Below are 22,264 nucleotides of genomic sequence, written 5' to 3' on the forward strand. Positions count from 1 at the left end.
GGCCGCCGAGCCCGGCGAGCGGTCAGCTCAGCGGCCCGAGCTCCCGCTCGATCGCCGCCCGCAGCTCCGGGCCGCGCACCACCTCCCGGGCCGCCTCCATCAGCGGGGCGAGGAACACGTCCGGCCCTGGCTCGCCGATGGCGTCACCGAGCGCGGCGACCGCCGCCCGGCCGGCCGGGGACGGGGTCAGCGGCGCGCGCAGCTGGAGCCCGCGGACGGCCGACAGCAGCTCCACGGCGAGCAGGCTGGTCAGGTTGTCCAGCACCGTACGCAGCTTCTTGGCCGCGGCCCAGCCCATCGAGACGTGGTCCTCCTGCATGCCGCTGGTCGGCAGCGAGTCGACCGAGGCGGGGGCGGCCAGCCGCCGGTTCTCCGCGACGATGCCGGCCGCGGTGTACTGCGCGATCATCAGCCCGGAGTTGACCCCGGCGTCGGGGGAGAGGAACGCCGGCAGGTCGCGGGAGCGGGTGACGTCGAGCAGCCGGTCCACCCGCCGCTCGGCGATGGCGCCCACCTCGGCGGCGGCGATGGCCAGGTAGTCGGCGGCGAAGCCGAGCGGCGCGCCGTGGAAGTTGCCGGTCGACTCGACCCGCCCGTCCGGCAACACCACCGGGTTGTCCACCACCGACCGCAGCTCCCGCCCGGCCACCACCTCGACGAAGTCGAGGGTGTCCCGGGCCGCCCCGGCCACCTGCGGGGCGCAGCGCATCGAGTACGCGTCCTGCACGGCGTGGGCCAGGTCGTCGCGGTGCGAGTCCATCACGGCCGAGTTCTGCAACAGCCGGTGGATGTTCGCGGCCGAGGCGGCCTGCCCGGGATGCGGGCGGATGGTGTGCAGCTCGGGCAGGAACGGCCGCTCCGAGCCGAGCATCGCCTCGATGGCCAGCGCGGCGGTCACGTCGGCCATGGCGAACAGGTGCCGGGCGTCGTGGCTGGCCAGCAGCAGCATGCCGAGCATGCCGTCGGTGCCGTTGATCAACGCCAGCCCTTCCTTGGCGGCCAGCTCCACCGGCTCCAGCCCGACCCGGCGCAGCGCGTCGGCGGCCGGGAGCCGGTCGCCGGCCGGGCCGAGCACCCAGCCCTCGCCGAGCAGCACCAGCGCGCAGTGCGCCAGCGGGGCCAGGTCGCCGGAGGCACCCAGCGAGCCGTGCTCCGGCACCCACGGGGTGACGTCGTGGTTGAGCAGGTCCACCAGGGCCTCGGCGACCAGCGGGCGGACCCCGGAGCGGCCGAGGGCGAGCGAGCGTACCCGCAGCAGCATCATCGCCCGGACCACCTCGCGGGGCATGGGCGCACCGACGCCGGCGGCGTGCGAGCGGATCAGCGCGTGCTGCAGCTCGGCCCGCCGCTCCGGCGCCACAAAGGTGTTGGCGAGCGCCCCGAAGCCGGTGGAGACGCCGTACACCGGGCGGCCGGCCGCCTCGATGCCGTCCACGATGGACCGGCTGGTCGCCATCGCCGCCACCGTGGCGGGATCGAGGACGACCTTGGCGGTGCCGCGGGCCACGGCGAGCACGTCGGCGGGGGACACCCCGGTGGGCTGGATGATCACTGTGGACATTGCGGCACTCCGTTGTGCAGGACCTGGCGGATCAGCGGAACCCCCGGCCGGTAGGCCAGGTGCAGGTGGGACGGGGCGTCGAGGATGATCAGGTCGGCCCGCGCGCCCCGCGCGAGCCGGCCCACGTCGGTGCGGCGCAGCGCCGCCGCCCCGCCGGCGGTCGCCGCCCACACGGCCTCCGCCGGGGTCATCCGCATCTCACGTACGGCGAGCGCGATGCAGAACGGCATCGACGAGGTGTACGACGAGCCGGGGTTGCAGTCGGTGGCCAGCGCCACGGTCACCCCCGCGTCGAGCAGCCGCCGCGCGTCCGGATACGGCGAGCGGGTGGAGAACTCGGCGCCGGGCAGCAGGGTGGCGACGGTGGCGGTGTGCCCGCCCTCGGCGCACATGCAGTCGACCCGGGTGGCGGCGAGCGCGTCGACGTCGGCGTCGGACAGGTGGGTGCAGTGGTCGACGCTGGCCGCGCCCAGCTCCACTCCGAGCCGCACGCCGGGCCCGGGGCCGAGCTGGTTGGCGTGCACCCGCACGCCCAGCCCGACCGCCTGCCCGCAGGCGAGGATGGCCCGCGCGTGGTCCACGTCGAAGGCGCCCCGCTCGCAGAACACGTCGATCCACCGGGCGTACGGCGCGGCGGCGGCCAGCATCGGCCCGCACACCATGCCCACGTAGTCGTCCGGGCGGTCGGCGTACTCGGGCGGGACCACGTGCGCGCCGAGGAACGTGGTGTCGTCGGTGAACTCGGCGGCGATCCGCAGCGAGCGGGCCTCGTCGGCGACGGTGAGCCCGTACCCACTCTTGATCTCGATGGTGGTGGTGCCCTGCCGCATCGCCTCACCGCGCAGCCGGGCCACGGTGGCCCGCAGCTCGCCGTCGGAGGCCGCCCGGGTGGCGCCGACCGTGGTCCGGATGCCGCCCCCGGTGTACGGCTCGCCGGCCATCCGGGCGGCGAACTCGGCGGCCCGGTCCCCGGCGAAGACCAGGTGGGCGTGGCTGTCCACGAAGCCGGGCAGCACGGCGGCGCCGCCGGCGTCGATCCGCCGGTCGGCGGGCGGGGCGTCGCGGGCCGGCCCGACCCAGGCCACCTCCCCGTCCTCGATGAGCAGCGCCGCGTCCCGGCGCAGGCCCAGCGGGTCGCCCTCGGCGCCAGGCGCGTTGGTGAGCAGCTCGCCGATGTTGTCCACCAGCAGGCTGCCGCTGCTGCGCACGGTCGGGCGCGCCGGGCCGTCCGGGCGCACCGCGAAGCCGGTCATGAGGTCACCGCCGCGATGGCGTCGCGCAGCTCGGTCGGCACGTCGACGGTCAGGTGCCGGCCGTCGGCCACCACCGTCCGGCCGTCCACCACCACGTGCGTCACGTCGGCGGCGGTGGCCGCGAAGAACGCCCCGACCGGCGGAACCCCGGCGGTGCGGGCGGTGTCCAGCCGTACCGTGACCAGGTCGGCCCGGTCGCCGACCGACAGCCGGCCCGCGTCGCCCCAGCCCAGCGCGGCGTGCCCGGCGACGGTGGCCGCGCCGACCAGCTCCGCCGCGGTGAAGTGGCCCCGCCGGCGGGTGCGCAGCCGCTCGTCCAGCTCGACCGCGCGGGCCTCCTCGAAGAGGTCGATCGCGGCGTGGCTGTCGCTGCCCAGGCTCAGCGGGGTGCCCGCGTCCGCCATCCGGCGGGCCGGCCCGATGCCGTCGGCGAGGTCCCGCTCGGTGGTGGGGCAGAGACAGACCCCGGTCCGGTTCTCCCCGAGCAGGCCGACGTCGGCACTGGTCGGGTGGGTGGCGTGCACGGCCGTGGTGTGCGGGCCGAGCACGCCGTGGTCGGCCAGCAGCCGGGTCGGCGTGCAGCCGTGCACGGCCCGGCAGGCGTCGTTCTCGGCCGGCTGCTCGGAGAGGTGCACGTGCAGCGGCACCCCGGCCCGGTCGGCCAGGTTGGCGACGGTGGCGAGCTGCTCCGCCGGCACCGCCCGCACCGAGTGGATGGCCGCGCCGACCCGGGCGTGGTCGTCCTCCGGCCGGAAGGCGGCCACCCGCTCCGCCCAGCGCAACGCGTCCCCGTCGCCGAACCGCCGCTGCGCCCCGGCCAGCGGCTCGCCGTCCACGGTGGCGGTCAGGTAGGCGGCGTCCAGCAGGGTGAGCCGGATGCCGGCGTGCGCGGCCGCCTCCACCAGCGCCGCCGACATCGCGTTCGGGTCGTCGTACGGCGTCCCGTCCGGGCCGTGGTGCAGGTAGTGGAACTCACCCACGCAGGTGATCCCGGCCAGCGCCATCTCCGCGTACGTGGCCCGGGCCAGCGCCAGGTAGCTGTCCGGGTCCAGCCGGGCGGCCACGTCGTACATGACGTCCCGCCAGCTCCAGAAGTCGCCGCGGCCGCCGTGGGTGCGCCCGCGCAACGCCCGGTGGAACGCGTGCGAATGGGCGTTGGCCAGCCCGGGCAGGGTCAGCCCGGGCAGCCGGGTGGCGTCGCCGAGCACCTCGACCCCGGCGGCCGGGCTGCCGCCGCCGACCAGCGGCGTGACCGCGACGATCCGGCCGTCCTCGGCCTCGATCAGCACGTCCGGAGTGGGCTCGGCGTGGTCGGGCAGCCAGGCGTACTCGGCCAGCCAGCGGGTCAGCGGCATGCCAGCTCCTCCAGGACCCGGGCCAGGGCGGTCACCCCGGCCGCGCAGTCGGCGTCGGTGGCGGACTCGGCGGGCGAGTGCGACACCCCGGTCGGGTTCCGCACGAACAGCATGGCGGTCGGCAGGTGTGCCGCGAGCACCCCGGCGTCGTGTCCCGCGCCGGTCGGCAGCACCGGCGCGGCCAGCAGCCCGGCCAGCCGGTCGGCCAGCCCGCCGTCGAAGGCCACCAGCGGGGTGGCCGACTCCTGGGTGCAGGTCAGCCCGGTGCCGTCCCGCTTCGCCCGCTCGGCGGCCTTCGCCCGGACCGCCTCGACGAGGCCGTGCAGCGTCTCCGTTTCGGCCGCCCGGGCGTCCAGCCAGCCGGTCACCCGGGTCGGGATGGCGTTGGTGGCGTTCGGCTCCACGGCCACCCGGCCCACCGTGGCGTGCGCGTCGCGCAGTCGGGCCTCCTTGTTCGCCGCGAGCACGGTGAACGCGTAGGTGAGCATCGGGTCGCGGCGGTCGGTCATCCGGGTCGTACCCGCGTGGTTGCCCTCGCCGGAGAAGTCGAACCGCCAGCGGCCGTGCGGCCAGATGGCGCTCGCCACCGCCACCGGCGCGGCACGGTCGACCAGCGCCCGGCCCTGCTCGACGTGCAACTCGACGAAGGCCGCGAAGCGGCCGAGCAGGTCCGGGTCGGCGCCCGCCGGCCGGTCGCCCAGCGCCTCGGCGAAGCTCACCCCGTGGGTGTCGCGCAGCCCGGCCGCGCGGTCCACGTCAATCTCCCCGGTGAGCAGCCGCGACCCCAGGCACGGTACGCCGAACCGGGCGCCCTCCTCCTCCACGAACGCGGCCACCGCCACCGGCCGGACCGGGGCGGCCCCGGCGGACCGCAGCTCGTCCACGGCCAGGAAGGCGCTGACGATGCCGAGCGGCCCGTCGTAGCCCCCGCCGTGCGGCACCGAGTCGAAGTGGCTGCCGGTGAGCACCGCGTCCCCGGCGGCCGGGTCACCCCACCAGGCGAACAGGTTGCCGTTGCCGTCCTCGACCACCGGCATGTCCCGCTCGTCGGCCTGCTCGCGTAACCAGCGCCGCAGCGTCAACTCCGGCTCGGTCAGCGCGTAGCGCAGGTAACCGCCGCTGCCCGCGTCCCGCCCGACCGGCGCGATCTCGTCCCACAGCTTCCGGAAGCGCGCGGCCAGGTCGGTCACGCCGGGCCCCCGCCGGTCGTGACCGCGGGGCCGCGTCGCGCGGTCACGCCGGGCCCTCGGCCATCGGCACCCGGACCCCGGTGCGCCGCGCCACCTCGCGGGCGTCGTCGTAGCCGGCGTCGACGTGCCGGATGACGCCCATCGCCGGGTCGTTGGTGAGCACCCGCTCGATCTTCTGCCCGGCCAGCGGGGTGCCGTCGGCGACGCACACCTGCCCGGCGTGGATGGACCGGCCGATGCCGACCCCGCCACCGTGGTGGATGGACACCCAGGACGCCCCGCTGGCCGTGTTGACCAGGGCGTTGAGCAGCGGCCAGTCGGCGATCGCGTCGGAGCCGTCGGCCATCGCCTCGGTCTCCCGGTACGGGCTGGCCACGCTGCCGCAGTCCAGGTGGTCCCGGCCGATCACCACTGGCGCGGAGAGTTCACCGGAGGCCACCATCTCGTTGAACCGCACCCCGGCCTTGTCCCGCTCGCCGTAGCCGAGCCAGCAGATCCGCGCCGGCAGCCCCTGGAAGGCGACCCGCTCACCGGCCATCCGGATCCACCGGGCCAGCGACTCGTTCTCCGGGAACAGGTCGAGGACGGCCCGGTCGGTGGCGGCGATGTCCTTCGGGTCGCCGGAGAGCGCCGCCCACCGGAACGGGCCCTTGCCCTCGGCGAACAGCGGCCGGATGTACGCCGGCACGAAGCCGGGGAAGTCGAAGGCCCGCTCGTACCCGCCGAGCTGCGCCTCGCCGCGGATCGAGTTGCCGTAGTCGAAGACCTCCGCGCCGGCGTCCTGGAAGCCGACCATCGCGGCCACGTGCCGGGCCATCGACGCCCGGGCCCGGTCGGTGAACTCGGCCGGCTTCGCCGCCGCGTAGTCCCGGGCGTCGGCCAGTTCCACCCCCACCGGCAGGTACGACAGCGGATCGTGCGCGCTGGTCTGGTCGGTGACGATGTCGATCTCGACGCCCTTGACCAGCAGCTCGGGGAAGACGACGGCGGCGTTGCCGACCACGCCGACGCTCAGCGCCCGGCGCTCCCGCTTGGCGGCGAGCACCCGCCGGACCGCGTCGTCCAGGTCGTCGGCGATCTCGTCCAGGTAGCGGTCGTGCACCCGGCGCTCCAGCCGGCTGCGGTCCACGTCGACGATCAGGCAGGCGCCGCCGTTCATGGTCACCGCGAGCGGCTGCGCCCCGCCCATCCCGCCGCACCCGGCGGTCAGCGTCAACGTCCCGGCCAGGGTGCCGTCGCCGTGCTGCTGCCCGTCGCCGCGGGCGCCGGCGAGCTTCGCGGCCACCGCCGCGAACGTCTCGTAGGTGCCCTGCAGGATGCCCTGGGTGCCGATGTAGATCCACGAGCCGGCGGTCATCTGCCCGTACATGGTCAGGCCGAGCTGCTCCAGGCGGCGGAACTCCGGCCAGGTCGCCCAGTCACCGACCAGGTTGGAGTTGGCCAGCAGCACCCGCGGCGCCCACTCGTGGGTACGCAGCACGCCGACCGGGCGGCCGGACTGCACCAGCATCGTCTCGTCGTCGCGCAGCCCGGTCAGCGTCCGCACCAGCGCGTGGTACGACGGCCAGTCCCGGGCGGCCTTCCCGGTGCCGCCGTAGACCACCAGGTCCTCGGGGCGCTCGGCGACCTCCGGGTCGAGGTTGTTCATCAGCATCCGCAGCGCGGCCTCCTGCGGCCACCCCTGGGCGGTGCGTGTGGTGCCGCGGGCGGCGCGGACGGGCTGGTGCATGTCGTACTCCTCTCAGCCGAGGAACAACTGGCGGCGGGCGGCGGACGACTCGAACGCCTCGAGCCGGGCCTGGGTCTCGGCCGGGGTGGCGTCACAGATCGCCTGCAGCACCACCATGGCCAGGGTCATCGGAGCGGTGTGCAGGTCGAAGACCAGATCGGTGCCGACGGCGGCGGGGAGCACCACCTCGGCGTGGTCGGTGGCGGGACTCACCGGGGAGTCGGTGATCGCCACCACGGTCAGCCCGGCGTCGCGGGCCTCGCGCAGCGCGTCCAGGGTCTCCCGGGGGTAGCGGGGCAGCACGAAGGCGAGCAGCGCGGTGGCCCCGGCGGCGGCGGCCTGGTCGAGCCGGTCGGCGAGCAGACTGCCGCCGTCGTCGAGCACCCGGACGTCCGGGTGCACCTTCGCGGCGAAGTACGCGAAGTAGGCGGCCAGCGGTGCGGCGGCGCGCAGGCCGAGCACCGGCAGCGGCCGGCTGGCCGCGAGCAGCTTGCCCACCTCGGCGATCCGGCCGGCGTCGGCCAGCTCGCCGGCCAGCCGGTCCAGGTTGCCCAGCTCGGCCCGGACCGCGCGCTGGAGGGCGTTGCCCGCGTCGACCGGGGCGGCGCCGTCGGCGGCGGTCAGCCCGCGCAGCCGGCGGCGCAGCGCCGGGTAGCCGTCGTGGCCCAGCGCCATCGCGAACCGGGTCACCGAGGGCTGGCTCACGCCGGCCAGCTCGGCCACCTCCGCCGCGGACAGGTACGCCGCCGCGCCGGCGTGCTGCACCAGGCAGTGCGCGATCCGGCGCTGGGTGGGGGTGAGCCGGACGCCGTGGAAGAGGTCGAGCAGGCGGCCGGTGGGGGCCGCACCGCTTTCATTCATGCCGCGACTCTATGCATGAAAACTTTCACCGCGCAACCGCCGTCCGGCGCGCGTCCGGAATCCGCGCCTCCGAGAGGGAACGGACGGCGGCCCGGACCCGTCGGCCGGACCGGGCGGTGGGTGCGCCGCCCGGAGCGTGGTCGCCGGGCGACCGGAGGAGGAACGGGCGGGCATCGTCTCTGTACTATCCGCACGGCGGATAAGCAGAGGAGACATGGCATGCAGCCGGTTGGCCCGTACAGGTTCACCGAGGTGATGGGCGTTTGCCAGGTGGGCAAAGCCTGGTGGGCCGTCGACGGGCAGGACCGGCTGGTGACCGTCGCGGTGCTCGACCCGGCGGTGGCCCAGGATCCGGCCTGGCGGCAGGCGTTCTCCGGCATGGCGGAGACCCTCGCCGCCCCGGGTGGCAGCGGCCGGCCCTACCTGTCCGCGGACTTCGGGGCGAAGGAGCCCTGGGTGGCGTACATCGCCGACGGCGGTCCCGGGGCCGAGCACCTCTTCTTCGCGCTGGGACAGGAGATCCGCAGCGAGCAGGCCGTCGAGGACAGCACGGTGGCGATGCTCCAGGTGCCCACCGCGCAGCAACCGCAGCTCGCCCCGTGGGCCCTGCAGGGCGATCCCCGGCAGGCGCAGCCCGTCTCGTCCCCGCCGCAGCAGCCGCCGGCGCCCGTGCAGCAGCCGCCGTTCGGGCCACAGCAGGTTCCCGTCCCGCCGCAGCAGCCCGCCGTGCCGCAGCAGATCTCCGCGCCGCCGCAGCAGGTCTCCGGGCCACCGTCGCCGCCCGGACCGCCGCAGCAGGTCTCCGCGCCGCCGCAGCAGTTCTCCGGACCGCCGCAGCAGGTCTCCGCGCCACCCCAGCAGTTTTCCGGACCGCCGCAGCAGGTTCCGGTGCCGCCGCACCAGGCGGCCGTGCCGCAGCAGGTGTCGGCGCCCCCGGTGTCGGGGCCGCCGCAGCAGCCGTACCCGCACAGCGCGCCGCCGGTCAGCGCGCCGCCCGTCGACCCGTTCAGCTCACCGGTCCGGCGGATCCAGCCCTCCCCGCCGCGACCGCCGCGGCAGACCGGGCTCTGGGCCGCGGTCGCCGCGCTCCTCCTGGTCGCCGTGGTGGCCGGCGGGGTGGGCGGCTGGGCGGTCACCGGCGACGACAGCGGAACGCCGGCGACCACGCCGACCGCCGCGTCCAGCGCCTTCCCCAGCGCTACCCCGGTCAACCCTGGCCTCAAGCCGTGGGCGCAGGCCGCGTTGCGCAGCCCGGAGGAGCGGGCGCTGGCGACGGCGGGTCCGTCGATGGTGTTCGTCGAGGTCATCTTCACCGGGTACGTCCGCAACAAGTCGGACAATGCCCTGCTGCGCAAGACCCCGATCACCTTCAACCGCCGGTGCAGTGGCTTCGTGGTCAACCCCGACGGGCACGTCCTCACCAACACCCAGTGCGTCCGTCCCACCCAGGACATCCTGCTGGGCAACGCGCTGGGCGCGCTGGCCAACGCGATGGTCGCCGAGCGCGCCCTCAACGCCAAGGACGTCGCCGCCTTCAGCAAGTCGCGGATGAAGACGGCCGTCTTCACCGGCACCGAGCCCGGCACCGAACCCGAGGCCAAGCTCTACGGCCAGTTGAACGTCGCCAAGGGAGACGTCACCGACAGCCCGGCGATCCCCGGCACCGTCGTGCAGTCGCTCGCCCTCGACGCCGGCAACCTCGCCCTGGTCAAGCTCGAACAGGGCAACCTGCCCGCGGTGGAGCTCAACCCCTCCGCCACCATCGCGGCGGACACCGCACTGCTGATCCTCGGCTACCACACCACCGACACCAGCTACCGTTCCGCCACCTACAGCGTGACGTCCAAGCCGGCGACGGTGACCGCGGTGGACGCCCAGTCGCCGGTCCAGGCGTACCGGATCAACGACGACCTCGGGCTCTACTCGTGGGGTGGGATCGCCATCGACCCGAGCGGCCGGGTGGTGGGCGTGCTGGACAACGACATCCTCCGGCCGGACAAGGCGAACCGGCTCGTCGTGCCGGTGTCCACCGTGGCCGGACTGCTCTCCACCGCCGGCGTGCAGAACACCCTCGGCGACGGCGACAAGCTCTACCGCAGCGGCCTCGACGCCTACTTCGCCGGCCAGAACTCGACCGCCGCCGACCGCTTCGGCAAGGTGGCCGAGGACTCGCCGGCGAACGTGCTGGCCCAGGTCTACCGGCAGGCCGCCATCGACAGCGACGGCGGGCGGCACTCGTCGGGCGCGCCCGGCTGGGCGGTCCCGGTGCTCGCCGCGGCGGCCGTGGCGCTGGTCGCCGGGCTGGTCCTCCTGGTGGTGATCCTGACCAGGCGGCGTAACAGCGCGGCCTGACCCGCGGCGCGGACGGGGCGGCCGGTCAGCGGCCGCCCTCCGGCTTCGTGCCCACCAGATACGGGCTGGCCGGCGTGCGGAGCGCCACCAGCGCGAACGCCCAGGGCAGCAGCAGGGCGGCGGCCAGGTGCGGCCAACCGCCGGTCGGCGGGGTGTGCAGCACCCAGAGCACCGCGGCGTGACTCAGCACGACGGCGATCCCGCAGGCGGACACCTGGCTGATCGTCCGGGCCGGCCCGCCGCCGATCCGGCCGTCCAACTCCTCGGCGAGGACGACGAGCCCGCCGCTGATCAGCACGGCGGTCACCACGCCGAGCACGGGCGTACCGAAGTCGCCCGCCTTGACGTCCAGCGGGTCGCTCAGGCCGCTGAGCACCAGGCCGGCGCCGAGGGCCAGCAGCACCACCGCCGTGCCGGCGGACAGCCGCGGACGCAGCTGGCGCAGCAGCCGCCCGGCGAGTACGAACACCAGGCAGGCCGGCACCAGGAGGGCGCCGAGCGGACCCGCGGTGACCACCTTCGGCGCCAGGTACGCGACGGCCAGCCCGGTCAGGGCGAGCACCCAGACGGCCGCCGGAAACCGCTCCAGCGCGCGGTACGCGAGGGCGAGCAGGAAGAGCACCGAGACGAACCAGAAGGCCGAGAACGGCCGGACCGCGGCGCTGCCGCCGTAGAGCGCGTTGCGGAAGGCACCGTCGGCGACCTCCCCGGTGGCGAGTTCGGCCGCCACCAGCGCCGCGAACAGCAGGACGAACCAGACGACGTACGGCAGGCCGAGCGACCGCCACCGCTTGCGCAACTCGCCGGCCACCGGCCGGCCCGGCGTCCAGAAGTAGCCGGTGAGCACGAAGAACAGCGGCACATGCCACGGGTAGACGACCGCCCGGGTGACCGGATCGGTCCACACGTGACCGACGACCACCGCGGCGATGCCGACGATCCGGAGCAGGTCCACTCCGGCGGATCGGACCCCCACCGGTGCTGTTGTCCTCGTTGCGGCCATGGCGCGCATCATGGCAGACGCCGACGGGCGGCCACGTCCCGCCCGGACGGTGCCGACGGTCGTACCCCCGGCCGCCCGCCCATCGCATAACCTTTGCCGCGACGCTGACTGAACGGTCTGGAGGTTCGACGGGTGCCCTCAGCTCCCTCCGTGACGCAGCGCCTGCGTTCTGTGCCGCGGACGGCGTGGATCGCGGCGGGAGCGGTCGTGCTGCTGCTCGCCCCGGTCGCCGTGGCCGCCTGGCCGTCGGACCGGTCGGGAGCGCCGACGGCTGCCTGGTCGGCGCCGGACGCGTCCCGGTCGCAGCCGCCGGTCGTGCCGCTGGACGGCACGAGCTGTGCGGCGAACGCCGCCGGCATGGCGGGTTTCACGCCGGTCGCCGCGGTGGATGTGCCGGCGCGGGCGACCGGGCGGCCCCCGGCGTACGTCTTCGACCGCACGGCAGCCGTGGCCCGCGGCTTCGACCGGGTCGGGTACTGCCTGGAACTGAACGGCCCGGCCGGACCGCAGTGGGTGTGGACCGCGATGGAACCGTTCACCACCGACGCCCGGCGGCTCGGGCTGCCCACCCGCGCCGGGCAGATCGTGCAGCAGCGGGTCAACGACCTCGAGGTGGCCACCAACGTCGCGGGGCTGCCCACCGGCACCGGGCTCGCCGGCTATCTGGAGATGTGGCCCAACAGCTACGGCCCGCGTGGCACCGGGCAGATCTCCGGGACCGCGCCGGACCGCTACGACGCGGACGACGACGTGCAGCTGTCGCGCGCGTACGGCTCGTTCCAGGTGCATCTGGTCGGCGGAACCCGACCGGCCGACACGTCGCCGCAGACCGTGCTGGCGGTCAACGGCTTCATGTCGCCGTCCGGCCCGCTCGCGCTGGGCATCGGCCCGGCACCGACCGGCAACCCGGACTGGACGTTCGCCGCCAACGCCGGCAGCCTCACCCAGCGCCGGCTGACCGTGTACGCCCGACCGTCGGTCCTCACCGTCACCCGGCATCCGGCCGACCGCCAACTGTTCCCCCGGGACGCCGGGAACGGCGCCGTGGTCGAGGTGGCCGGGAAGTTCACCGATCCTCGGGTGACCGCCGTGCAGCTCAAGGTGACCAGCGGCGCGGACGGCTGGGATTACAGCGCGGCGGCCAGCCCCGGCGGCACGTTCTCGCTCCGGCACCGGATCACCGCCGCGCTCCGGGAGTACCGCTTCGAGCTGCGGGTGCTGGGCGACGGGGTGGCCCGCCGGGTCGGCCGCTGGGATGGCGTGGTGGCCGGCGACGTCTACGTCATCGAGGGACAGTCCAACGCGGTCGCGGCCATGCAGCACGGCTCGGCGGCGGCCGAGGAGTCCCCGTACCTGCGCAGTTTCGGCTCGCCGGTGGTCGACGGCACGCGGTCCGCGGCGGCCCGGAGCTGGAACTACGCCGTCGGTGACCTGACCCAGCAGCCGGGCGCGGTCGGGCAGTGGGGGATCCGGATGGCGCACCGGCTCTCGGACACCTACCAGGTGCCGGTGGCCGTCATCAACGGTGCCGAGAACGGCCGGCCGATCGGCTACTTCCAGCGGGTCGACACCAGGCCGAACGACCTGCGCACCAACTACGGCAGGCTGCGGCAGCGGCTGACGGCTGCCGGCGTCGTTCGCGACGTGCGCGGCGTCCTCTGGTACCAGGGTGAGGCGGACAACGACAACGCGGCCGCCCACGTGGCCGGCTTCACCGCCCTGTTGCGGGACTGGCGGGCGGAACTCGGTGGCCCGGACACCCGCTACTACGTGTTCCAGGTGCGTACGTCGCCGTGTGGCGACGGCCGCGCGGCCCGGCTGCGCGAGGCGCAGCGGCGGATGGGCGACACCCTCGGGGTGACCGTGCTGTCCACGAACGGGCTCTCCGGTCAGGACGGCTGCCACTTCGACTGGGAGCACGGCTACCGCGAACTGGGCGACCACGCGTTCGCCGTGCTCTCCCGCGACCTCTACCGGGGGCCGGCCGACGGGGTGGCGCCGCCGAACCCGCGCTCCGCGTCCTTCGTCGACCCGGGCCGTACCGCGGTGGTGGTCCGGCTCCGCGACGAGGATCCGCTCACCGTGCAGCCCGGCGTGGCCGCCGACTTCCGCATCGAGGGCAGCGGGGTGAGTGTCGTCGACGTGACGTACCGGCCGGGCGGGCAACTGGTGCTGACGCTGTCCGGGCCCGCCACCGGGGCGACCGGGGTGAGCTACCTCGGCCACGCCGGTGCGGGGCCGTGTGTGGTGAAAGCCTCGGGCGTCGGCCTGCTGACCTTCCAGGGCCTGCCGATCGCGGCGCCGGACTGAGCGCGCGGTCAGCCGGCGCTGCCGGCCGTCATCCGCCGGCGGGGACGGCGGGCGGCGAACGCGCGTAGTCCGGCGAGGCCGCCCGGCCGGTCCACGGCGTCCACCGGCCCGACCGCGGGCAGCGCGTCCCGCGGGCTACCCGCCGCCCTGGTCAGCATCAGCAGCAGGAATATCCAGGACAGCCCGTCCACCGACAGCGGGTTCCAGACCACCTCGGTGACCGAGTAGATGAGGAGGAGGACGAACGGCGCCTTCGCGGTGAACGCCCGGCCGTCGCGGACCCGACCGTGCAGCAGCGCGGTCGCCCAGAGCCCCCAGACCACCAGCGCGATGAAGCCACCGGCGAAGATGGTCAACACGTAGCCGGAGTGGAAGAAGTGGGTCGGCGCCTCGCCGACGTCGCGCAGGTAGTACCACTTGGAGACGCCCACCCCGGTGGCCTTGCGCGCCGCGATGTACTCGCGGGCGTGCACCCAGATGTTGCCCCGGTTGCTGAGCGTGGCACGGTCGGCGCTCCACATCAGGTAGCTGGCGCCGGCCGCGAAGACCACGACCAGGCCGGCGGAGAGAACGAGCGGGATCCGCTCGAACCGGCGCCACCGCTCGAGCAGGTAGCTGCCGGCGAGCCAGGCGGCACCGGCGGCGAGCGCGAGGTAGCTGGTGCGGGAGCCGGTCGCCACGATGACCAGGAGGCAGAGGGCCGCCGTAGCGAGCAGCTCCCACCGTCGCATCGTGCACAGCCCGGCGACCAGGGTGAACGTCGCGATCATCGCGACGTAGTTCTCCGACTCGAAGAAGCTCTTGAACAGCGCCCCGGCCACCGAGCACTTCTCCAACTGCCCACCCGTGCAGGTCCGCCAGGCGTCCGTGCCGGCGAACAGCGTCGGGATCGTCAGCAGCGCGAGCACGGCCAGCCCGGTGTACGCCAGGGCCCGCGTGGTCACCGCCGTCCGAGCGGCCAGCAGCAGCCCGGCGAGCAGGAACAGCCCGGCCGCCGCGTACGAGACGAGCCGGGAGCCGTACAGGCCGGCGCCGACGATGGCGTCCACCGCGAGGCACCACAGCAGCAGCAGCACGACCGACCACCAGGCGAGCCGCAACCAGCCGTCGGACGGGCCGCGCAGGTCCCGCCCACCGGTGCCGACCACCCAGGCGAGCAGGCCCAGCACCAGCAGCCCGATCAGCGCGGAGCTGTGCTCGCCCGCCAGCAGCGGTGCCGCGTTGGCCAGCACCACGAAGCCGACGAGCGTGAGCGCACCCCGACCGTCGCCGAAGGCGGCGGCCACTTTCCCGCGCGCGGCCACCAGCCAGGCGGCCGTCGCCACGCCGCTCACCGTCAAGAGGAACGCGAAGAAGACGGTCAACTCAGGCCCTTTCCATGGTGCTCGTCCCGTGCCCGCGCGCCGGGTCACGCCGTACGGCGACCACGACGCAACCCCACAGCAGCACGCCGAGGAGCGCGTCACAGATCAGGCTGGAGGCGACCGCGCCCTGCCAGCCGTACGCCGGGATCAGCCAGACGTTGAGCCCGGCGTTGATCACGCCGATCGCGATCTGGCAGACGGTACGCCGACCCTGCAGCCGGCTGCCGGAGAGGGTGTCGGCCGCGAGGTAGTGGATGGCCTTCAGCACCAGCAGCGCGGCCAGGCCCTGGAGCGCCGTGGTGGCCGCCGCGTACCGGTCCCCGAAGACCGTCGGCATCAACCCGGAGCAGGCCACCAGCAGCAGCGATGCCGGCACGCTGAACGCCAGGTAACGGGGCGTCAGCCGGCGGGTCAGCCGCAGGGCCGCGCGTGGGCCGTCCCGGCCCGCCTCGAAGAAGCGCGGATAGGCGACCGCTGCCATGGCCCGTCCCGGGGTGTAGGCGAAGTCCACCACCCGGTACGCGGCGGCGTAGATGGCCGCCCCCTCGGGGCTGCCGAGCTTCGACAGCATCACCTTGTCGAGGTCGTTGTAGACCGTCTGCGCCGAGAGGCCGACCGCGAAGAGCAGCCCGGACCGCACCTGCCCGAAGGCGCCGGTGGCCGGGGGCAGCCCCGCCCCGCGCAACCCGTACGCCAGCACCAGCAGGCAGATCACCGCCGACAGCAGTGCCGAGGTGACGGCCCAGCCGTGCACGGTCACCGGTCCCGGCTGGGCGGCGGCGAGCAGCACCACGGCGGCCAGCCGGCACACGTGCAGCACGGCCGGGATCGCCGACGCGATGAAGACCTTTCCGCGCGCCTGGACGGAGGCGGCCACCGCCTCGATCAGCCGCCAGGCGACCAGGTCCGCCACGGCCAGGGCGGCGACGTCGACCGGATCGATCTGGGTGCCCCAGACGGCGGCGCCCGCGGCGGTCACCAGCACCGACGCGCCGGCGCCGAAGGTGAGGGTCAGCACCAGGCCGCGGGCGAGGTGCCGGGCCCAGTCCGCCGGTGCGTCGGCGTGGCTCTGGAAGATCAGGCTCGGTACGCCGGCGGACGCGAACGGCGACACCACCGCGATCAGCGCGGTGACGCCGACGAAGAGCCCGTACTCGCCGATCGGCATCTCGCGGGCCAGCAGGACGAAGAGCGCGCCCTGGGCGAGGGTGCGCAGCAGCGTGCCGGTGAGGAATTTCGCCGACTTGCCGAGGAAGCCGTCGCGCGGCCCGGTGGCGGGCCGCCGGGCCTTCGCCCGCCCGGTCCGGTCGGTGGCGGCGTCCGCGATGGTCATCGCGTCGACACCGCCACCCACCGGCGGGCGACCTCGGCGGGGTCCAGGGTCGCCGACCGTGCCCGCCAGGCCTGCGCGAAGTCGGCGCGGCCCGGGCGCCGGTCACCCGTCATCGCCAGGACCGCGTCGGCGAGTGCCCGCGGCGTGGACTCGGCGGCCAGGACGCCGGGCACGAGGGCGGGTACCAGCTCGTCCAGCGCGGCCACCGGCAGGGCGGCGACCGGGACGCCCGCCTCGGCCGCCTCGACCAGGCTCAACCCGAAGGTCTCGGCCCGGGACGGGTGCACCAGCACGTCCGCCTCGGCGAGCAGCTTTCCGACGTCCGGTATCCGGCCCAGGAACCGGACCCGGTGCGTCACGCCCAGCTCCGCGGCCTGCTTCGTCAACAGGTCGCGTTCCGCGCCGTCCCCGGCGAGGGTGAGCCGGTACCGCTCGGGGAGCAGGGCGAGCGCGGCCAGCGCGTACCCGTGGTTCTTCAGCGGCCGTAGCGCGCCGGTGGTGACGAGCCGGACCTCGCCGGAGCCGACCGGGCGCGGCGGGACGAACTCACCGACCGGCTGCGGGTTCGGGATCGTGCTCACCGGCTGGCCGGGTGCGAGCCCGCGAACCGTCCGGGCGACCCCCTCGGAGACCGCGACCACGAGGCGGGGCCGCAGCGCCGCAGCCCGGGCGATCCGGGCGAGCACCCGGACTCTCCGGTCGGCGGCGAGCCGGGCCGGCAGCAGGGAGTGCTCCCAGGCGATGAAGTCGCGGCCGGAGCCGGCCAGCGCCGCCCCGACGGGCACCGTGGCCCAGAGCCCGCTGGACACGATCACGGTCTCGGCGGGCAGCGCCCGGAGCCGACGCCGCAGCGGCGGGACGGCCTCCACGAGCCGGCTGATCCGGCTACTCACCGCCAGCCGGTCGACGGCCAGGTCGTCCAGGTCCGGCGGGATCCCCCGGGACAGCACGGTCGCGGAGACCGCCACCCCGGACGCCCGCAGGCTCCGCATCAGCAGGACGGCGACCCGCTCCATCCCATAACAGGGTTCCAACTGGGGGAGGACGAAGTGCAGGCGCATCAGCGGAACCCGTCCGGCTGTCGGGGAACGGCGGTATCGGTGGCGGTGCGCGACCGGCGCATCGCGACCCGCTCGAGGGTGGCACGCGGCACCATACCGAGTGCGGCCAGCGCGGCGTTCGGCGCGGAGGGCGCCGCGTTCCGGCGGATCGCCGCCATCATCTCCCGGACGCCGGCCCAGTCGCGGGCCTGCAGGGCGTACCGGAGGGTCTGCGCGGCGATGAAGTCCGCGAACGTCTCCCGGGCCCAGACGCCCTCCCAGCGGCTGGCCCATGCCCACGACGTACGCCAGTCGGCCCCGGCGGAGATCGACCCCGGGCTGCCCACGGTGTAGACGGCGGTGGCCGCCGGCACCTGGGTGATCCTCGCGCCCGGTAGGCGCGCGGCCCGGACCAGCCAGTCCCAGTCCTGGTGCCGGGGCAGGGTCTCGTCCCACCGGCACGCGCTGGCCAGCTCACCCGTGGTGAGCAGGGTCGAGGTGGGCAGCGACTGCCGGCCGACGCCGAGCCGGCGCCGGCGGAACAGGTAATCCTCGGGCAGCGCGCCGTCGGCGATCAGCGTGGCAGGCGCGGCGGTCGGCAGCGGTGCGCCGCCGGCCTTGCGCTGCAGGATCCGGGACGACACCACGGGCCGCCAGCCCTCGGCGGCCAGTCGTTCCAGCGCCGGCACCTGAGCGGCCAGCTTGCCCGGCAGCCAGGCGTCGTCGTCGTCGAGGAACGCGACGTGGCTGCCCGGCGCGGCGTGCGCCACGCCGAGGTTACGGGCGTACGAGCCGCGCCGTCCGCCACCCGTGCAGACCACCTCGTCCACCTCACCGCGCAGCTCCTGGACGGTCGCGGGCACCTCGGCGAGGTCGCAGACGACCACGATGTGCACGGAGACCGCACGCTGGGCGCGGACGCTGCGCACCGCCTCGGCGACGCTGGGCCTGCCCGTGGTGGGAATGACGACCGAAACGTCCGGCAAGAAGATCTCCAGGAATCAGGGGCGGAACATGGTCGTTGGTCGGGGAGCAGCCCGGACGCCGGTGGGTCAGCGGCCGCCGGCGCGGAACACCTCCGCGACCGTACGCAGCAGCACCTTGGCGTCCAACCACAGCGACCAGTTCTCGATGTAGTAATTGTCGAACCGGGCGCGGTCGGAGATCGGGGTGTCCCCCCGCAGGCCACTGACCTGCGCGAGCCCGGTCAGACCCACCGGCACCCGGTGGCGCATGGCGTAGTTCGGGTACTCGGCGGAGAACTTCTCCACGAAGTACGGACGTTCCGGCCGCGGCCCGACGACGCTCATGTCGCCGCGCAGGATGTTCCACAGCTGCGGAAGCTCGTCCAGCGAGGTGCGCCGCAGGAACCGACCGATCGGGCCGACCCGCCGGTCATGCGCGATGGACCAGTTCGTCTGGGACTCGTGCTCGTCCACCGGGCGCATGGAGCGGAACTTGATGATGTGGAACGGCTCGCCGTGCCGACCGATCCGCACCTGGCGGAAGAAGATGCCCGGCCCGCCGTCGATGAGCACCGCGAGCGCGCACAGCAGCAGCACCGGGCTCAGCAGGAGCAGCGCCAGCGAGGCGAACATCACATCGGACGCGCGCTTGAGGGCCCACCGGGGGCCGGAGAGCGTGGTGTCGCCGACCTTCACGATGGGGATCGCGCCGATGTGGTCGCCGTGCGACCGGGAACCCCACAACCGGGGCACCGCCCACAGGTCGCAGGCGGCGTTCCCGGGCCGGCGCAGCACCTCCATGAGCACCGACTCCGGGCACTCCGGATCGGCGATGATGAGCACGTCGCACTCGACGATCCGGACCAGCTGCTCCAGCTCGTCGAGACGGCCGATCAGCGGCTGGGCGGCCGACCCGGGCCGCGACGTGGCATCCACGCAGCCGACGAAACGCAGGCCGTACTGGGGGTAGCGACGCAGCAGGCGGGCCAGCTCCACGGCGGTGGGACCGCTGCCGATGATGATCGCGTTGTGCTCCACCCACCGCCGCTTGCGGGCGATGGTGGCGAACTCCCGGGTCAGCAGCCGGCCGACGAGCACCAGCCCGGCGGCGATCCCGACCCCCCTGGTGAAACCCAGGACGTACTCGGCGGACTCGTGACGCAGCGCGGCGATCATCGCCACCACGGCGGCCGAGGCCAGCAGCCGGCCGCAGAGGCTGGGCAGCTCGTCGAGGATGCTCACGTGGCGTCGGGCATGGTAGAGCCCGCCCGCCGCGAAGAAGGTGACCGTGAGACCCGCCATCACCAGCGTCCCACGCCAGTACTGGTGGGTCATGAGCAGCGGGGCGAGCAGCGCGGCGACGTCGACCGGCGCCGTCATCATCCAGGCCCGCAGCGCGCGGGTGCGGTGGGAGGCCCGGGAACCGGCGTACGGCAGGACCGCCGTCGCGTCCAGCCCGGGCCGCCCAGCGCCAGCCGGCGGCTCACCCTCGGGCCGGCCCGAGGTCTTCAGCGGTACGCCGGGGCTGCTCCGGCCGGCATCACCCGTCACCTCGACCGGCCCCTGTGGACTGTCGGCGCGTGCCCTGGTCGCAGGCGTCTGCTGGCCCGTCGCCGGTTGCCGTGGCATTGCTGGTCCTTCCCCCGTGGCACCCACGTCCGACATTGATGACCGATGGGAGCGAAGGCAGGATAAGGCCTGATCCGCCACGTTCACAGGGCCGCCTGGACAGTCGGCACTCCTACTTTCCGGCGGCCATGATTTCCGGGACCGCGTCGCGACGTACCGCGTCATAGAACGTGCGCACCTTGGCGGTGTCCGCGAACACCACGCTCTCCGTGCCGACCCGCCCGGTGCCCTTGGTGGGGCTGGTGAAGAAGGCCAGGTTCGAGCCGCGCAGGCTGCGCAGGTCGGTTGCCATGTCCAGCAGCGACATGCCCTTGTCGACGGAGACCGAGGAGGTGGACGCCTTGACGAAGTCGTTCAGCCGGGCCGGGTTGGTGAGGATGCCGCCGGAGGCCGCCTTGTCGAGGATCGCCTTGATGACCTGCTGCTGGTGGCGGATCCGGGCGAAGTCGCCGTCCGGGAACTGCTTGCGCTGCCGGGAGTAGTCCAGCGCCGTCTCACCGTCCATGTGCTGCGCGCCCTTGGCGAACTTCCGGAACGGCGGGTGGATCGAGGTGAAATCCCGGTCGGAGACGATGTCGATGCCGCCGAGCGCGTCGATGATCTCCTTGAAGCCGGCGAAGTCGACAATCGCCACGTGGTCGATCCGTACCCTGGTGAACTCCTCGACGGTCTGCACCATCAGCGGCGTGCCACCCCAGGCGTAGGCGGCGTTGATCTTCGCGTCGCGGTTGCCGTGCTGGCCGTCCTTGGAGCGGGGCACGTGCACCCAGGTGTCCCGCGGGATGGAGATCAACTGGGCGCTCTTCCGGCCCTTCGGCAGGTGGGCCACGATGATGGTGTCCGACCGGGAGCCCCCGGTGCTCTCCGGGTCGCGCGAGTCACTGCCCAGGATCATGATATTCATCGCGCCGGCCGCCGCGACCGGCGGTCGCGCCTCCTGCGGCACGCCCTCGAAGGCGTCGACCCGATCGATGTCCGACTCCACCGACCGCAGGTAGAGGGCGGCCGCGCCGACGCCCCCGGCACCGAGCAGGGCCACCACCAGCAGGGTGATCAGCAGGATGCGCCGGCCCCGCCGCCGTCGCGGCGCGGTGACGGTACCGGACCCGGCCCCGCCCGGATCCACTTCGGAGTTGCTGTCTGACGTGTCCGGCGCGGGGAGGGTCCGCTGGGGATCTGACATGGGCGCGATGCTACTGATTCGCGCTCGGCCACGCGGACCCTCGTCCGACCGGTCGGGCCGGCCCATCCGTTCGGTGCTTCCGGCCCGACCGGCACCCCATAACTGGTACAACGGCTGAGGTGGACGCATCGAAGCTCCGGCGGGCCGTCGCCCGGACGCCACTGGCACCCGTCGCCGCCTTCCCCAAGCGGCTGGCCCGGGTGGCCCGGCACGACGCGCGGGTGCTGGCCACCTCCGCCCGCTGGCTGCTCACCTCGCGCGAACACCACAACTACACGTACGACCTCACCACGCTGAGCCGGCACCACCTGGCCTGGTACGTCAGCCTCGTCTGCGACGTGCCCGTCCGGCGGGTGCGCGACTGGTTCGCCGAGATCGAGGGCGACGAGCAGCTGCGCCGGCACATCCAGACCGCCACCGCCACCGCGTCCCGCCGTGGCCTCGCCGACCGGCACGTCCGCTACGCCCGCCGGATCGGCTGGTACGCCATCGTCCGCGCCCGCACGCCCCGGCACGTCGTGGAGACCGGCGTGGACAAGGGGCTCGGCAGCTGCGTGCTGGCCGCCGCGCTGCTCCGCAACGCCGCGGAGGGTCACCCCGGCCGGCTCACCTCCCTCGACATCAACCCGGACGCCGGCTACCTGGCCCGCGCCACCCCCTGGGCCGAGGTGGTCGACCTGGTCATCGGCGACTCCGTCACCTCGATCCGCGCCCTCGACCGGCCCGTCGACCTGTTCCTGCACGACAGCGACCACAGCCGGATCCACGAGCGGAGCGAGTTCGCCGCCGTCGAGCCGCACCTCGCCCCCGGCGCGCTGCTGCTCACCGACAACGTGACCGCCACGAACGTCCTGGCCGAGCACGCCGAGCGGACCGGGCGGCGCTTCCTCGCCTACCGGGAGACCCCCGCCCGGCACTGGTACCCGGGGGACGGCATCGGCGCCGCCTGGTGACCGGGCAGCCGCGGGCTTAGCTTTCGCTTAGCCCGCTTGTCCCCGGGCGCGCCGGTGCGGCAGCATCCACCGGCGTGACCGACGGCAGCGCCCCCACCGACCCCCACGACGGTCCCGCCCGGTCCGGCCCCGGCCGCCGCCGGGCCGCTGCCGGCCGCCGTCGCCGGCTCGCCGCCGCGGCGG

At 74.5% G+C, this 22,264-nt stretch carries 16 protein-coding genes; 3 read left to right on the forward strand and 13 right to left on the reverse strand.

Going from position 1 to position 22,264, the window contains the following annotated elements:
- Nucleotides 1-22: 22 nt before the first annotated feature.
- Genes hutH through LQ51_RS25365 form a run of 6 tightly spaced genes read right to left on the reverse strand, consistent with a single transcriptional unit; the run spans nt 23 to nt 7,949 of the window.
- Nucleotides 23-1,561 (reverse strand): histidine ammonia-lyase, encoded by a 1,539-nt coding sequence (hutH, locus tag LQ51_RS25340; protein ID WP_046569889.1) that lies wholly within the window; start codon nt 1,559-1,561, stop codon nt 23-25.
- Nucleotides 1,549-2,814, reverse strand: coding sequence for an imidazolonepropionase (gene hutI, locus LQ51_RS25345; protein ID WP_046569891.1), 1,266 nt, complete (start codon nt 2,812-2,814; stop codon nt 1,549-1,551). The genes hutH and hutI overlap by 13 nt, the downstream gene beginning before the upstream one ends.
- Entirely contained in the window at nt 2,811-4,163 is a 1,353-nt protein-coding gene (locus LQ51_RS25350; RefSeq protein WP_046569919.1) for a formimidoylglutamate deiminase, read from the reverse strand. Before LQ51_RS25350 ends, hutI begins: the two co-directional genes overlap by 4 nt.
- On the reverse strand, nt 4,160-5,359 hold the full coding sequence (locus tag LQ51_RS25355) for an allantoate amidohydrolase (protein WP_046569894.1): 1,200 nt from the start codon (nt 5,357-5,359) through the stop codon (nt 4,160-4,162). The genes LQ51_RS25350 and LQ51_RS25355 overlap by 4 nt, the downstream gene beginning before the upstream one ends.
- 43 nt (nt 5,360-5,402) lie before the next feature.
- Nucleotides 5,403-7,088, reverse strand: a complete 1,686-nt coding sequence (gene hutU / locus LQ51_RS25360; protein WP_046569896.1) for a urocanate hydratase — start codon at nt 7,086-7,088, stop codon at nt 5,403-5,405.
- Nucleotides 7,089-7,100: 12 nt separating this feature from the next.
- Entirely contained in the window at nt 7,101-7,949 is an 849-nt protein-coding gene (locus LQ51_RS25365; protein ID WP_046569898.1) for a MurR/RpiR family transcriptional regulator, read from the reverse strand.
- 219 nt (nt 7,950-8,168) lie between these two features.
- Between LQ51_RS25365 and LQ51_RS25370 the strand changes: the two genes are divergently transcribed.
- On the forward strand, nt 8,169-10,301 hold the full coding sequence (locus LQ51_RS25370; RefSeq protein ID WP_046569901.1) for a trypsin-like peptidase domain-containing protein: 2,133 nt from the start codon (nt 8,169-8,171) through the stop codon (nt 10,299-10,301).
- Between the two features lie 25 nt (nt 10,302-10,326).
- Here LQ51_RS25370 and LQ51_RS25375 read toward each other — a convergent pair whose 3' ends face one another.
- The gene (locus LQ51_RS25375) at nt 10,327-11,277 is read right to left on the reverse strand and encodes an acyltransferase family protein (protein WP_197087905.1); all 951 of its coding nucleotides are present in this window, start codon (nt 11,275-11,277) and stop codon (nt 10,327-10,329) included.
- A gap of 177 nt (nt 11,278-11,454) precedes the next feature.
- On the opposite strand from LQ51_RS25375, the gene LQ51_RS25380 reads away from it, so the two are divergent.
- Nucleotides 11,455-13,614 carry a sialate O-acetylesterase gene (locus tag LQ51_RS25380; protein WP_156313221.1) on the forward strand — a complete coding sequence of 720 codons (2,160 nt, stop codon included), beginning with the start codon at nt 11,455-11,457 and terminating at the stop codon, nt 13,612-13,614.
- Between the two features lie 8 nt (nt 13,615-13,622).
- Here LQ51_RS25380 and LQ51_RS25385 read toward each other — a convergent pair whose 3' ends face one another.
- The 6 genes from LQ51_RS25385 to LQ51_RS25410 form a co-directional block, all read right to left on the reverse strand.
- Entirely contained in the window at nt 13,623-14,978 is a 1,356-nt protein-coding gene (locus LQ51_RS25385; RefSeq protein WP_046569905.1) for an O-antigen ligase family protein, read from the reverse strand.
- Between the two features lies 1 nt (nt 14,979).
- The gene (locus LQ51_RS25390) at nt 14,980-16,311 is read right to left on the reverse strand and encodes a lipopolysaccharide biosynthesis protein (RefSeq protein WP_156313222.1); all 1,332 of its coding nucleotides are present in this window, start codon (nt 16,309-16,311) and stop codon (nt 14,980-14,982) included.
- Complete coding sequence (locus LQ51_RS31510; RefSeq protein ID WP_197087906.1) at nt 16,308-17,372, reverse strand: glycosyltransferase; 1,065 nt, start codon at nt 17,370-17,372, stop codon at nt 16,308-16,310. The genes LQ51_RS25390 and LQ51_RS31510 overlap by 4 nt, the downstream gene beginning before the upstream one ends.
- Nucleotides 17,372-18,337, reverse strand: coding sequence for a glycosyltransferase family 2 protein (locus tag LQ51_RS31515; protein WP_052745052.1), 966 nt, complete (start codon nt 18,335-18,337; stop codon nt 17,372-17,374). The genes LQ51_RS31510 and LQ51_RS31515 overlap by 1 nt, the downstream gene beginning before the upstream one ends.
- Before the next feature lie 66 nt (nt 18,338-18,403).
- The gene (locus LQ51_RS25405; protein ID WP_369799893.1) at nt 18,404-19,867 is read right to left on the reverse strand and encodes a sugar transferase; all 1,464 of its coding nucleotides are present in this window, start codon (nt 19,865-19,867) and stop codon (nt 18,404-18,406) included.
- 190 nt (nt 19,868-20,057) lie between these two features.
- Nucleotides 20,058-21,128 carry an LCP family protein gene (locus LQ51_RS25410; RefSeq protein ID WP_046569909.1) on the reverse strand — a complete coding sequence of 357 codons (1,071 nt, stop codon included), beginning with the start codon at nt 21,126-21,128 and terminating at the stop codon, nt 20,058-20,060.
- A 119-nt stretch (nt 21,129-21,247) separates the two neighbouring features.
- Here LQ51_RS25410 and LQ51_RS25415 point away from each other — a divergent pair, with 119 nt between their 5' ends.
- Nucleotides 21,248-22,081, forward strand: coding sequence for a class I SAM-dependent methyltransferase (locus LQ51_RS25415; protein ID WP_046569911.1), 834 nt, complete (start codon nt 21,248-21,250; stop codon nt 22,079-22,081).
- Nucleotides 22,082-22,264 lie beyond the last annotated feature (183 nt).

Source organism: Micromonospora sp. HK10 (assembly GCF_000982955.1).
Taxonomy (GTDB): Bacteria; Actinomycetota; Actinomycetes; order Mycobacteriales; family Micromonosporaceae; genus Micromonospora.